The sequence below is a fragment of the Streptomyces beihaiensis genome, assembly GCF_026274175.1.
Classification (GTDB): domain Bacteria; phylum Actinomycetota; class Actinomycetes; order Streptomycetales; family Streptomycetaceae; genus Streptomyces; species Streptomyces beihaiensis.
In genome coordinates this window covers 1-615 of record NZ_JAPHNL010000231.1, presented here as the reverse complement: position 1 = coordinate 615, position 615 = coordinate 1, and the positions used below count along the sequence as shown (strand labels likewise).

1 protein-coding gene is annotated in these 615 nt (G+C 77.4%); it reads right to left on the bottom strand.

Translation table 11 applies throughout. The features are described 5' to 3' along the window. On the bottom strand, positions 1-615 hold a 615-nt coding region (locus OFY01_RS18335), incomplete at both ends, for a helix-hairpin-helix domain-containing protein (RefSeq protein WP_323135530.1).

The following is a 615-nucleotide window of genomic DNA, read 5'->3' as shown; positions in this document are numbered from 1 at the left end:
GTGCAGAACGAGGCCGTGGGAGCCGACCGCCCGGATCAGTTCGGCGGTGGAGCCGCGGGCGGCGTCGGCGGCCGCCGCCCAGCCGTCGGCCGCCGAACCATCGTCCTTCGGCGCCGAGTTGACCAGCCGGGCGAGGCCGTCGGCGAGGCTCTCCTCCGCCAGCGCGTATCGCTCCAGCCCGACCAGGACGCGTACGGGCCGTTCGGCCTCCGGGCCGTCGTCGCCGTCCGCGCCGTCCGCGCCGTGTGCACGGTCTTGACCGCCTTCACCTGTCTCGGCCGGTGCGGGCACGGGCGTGTCGTCCAGAGCGTCCTGGAAGACCAGCGCGGCGCCCTCCGCGACGGTGTCCCGCACGGCGGCGTCCGGGTCCGGCACTCCGCGCTTGCCGAGCGCCTCGTGGAGCACCGGAAGGTCGAGGGCGGTGTGTCCGGCGACCGCGGCCTGTTCGAGCAGCCACACGGTGACGGCACGGCCGCGCCGCTCGTCGCCGGGGCCGCACTCCTCGCCGAGCAGCGCCCGGGCGAACCCGTCCGCCTGCTCCGGGCGCACCCCGCTCACCCGCAGCAACAGCCACGGGTCCGCGCGCAGCCGGTCCGCCGCGCCCTCGCCCAGGGC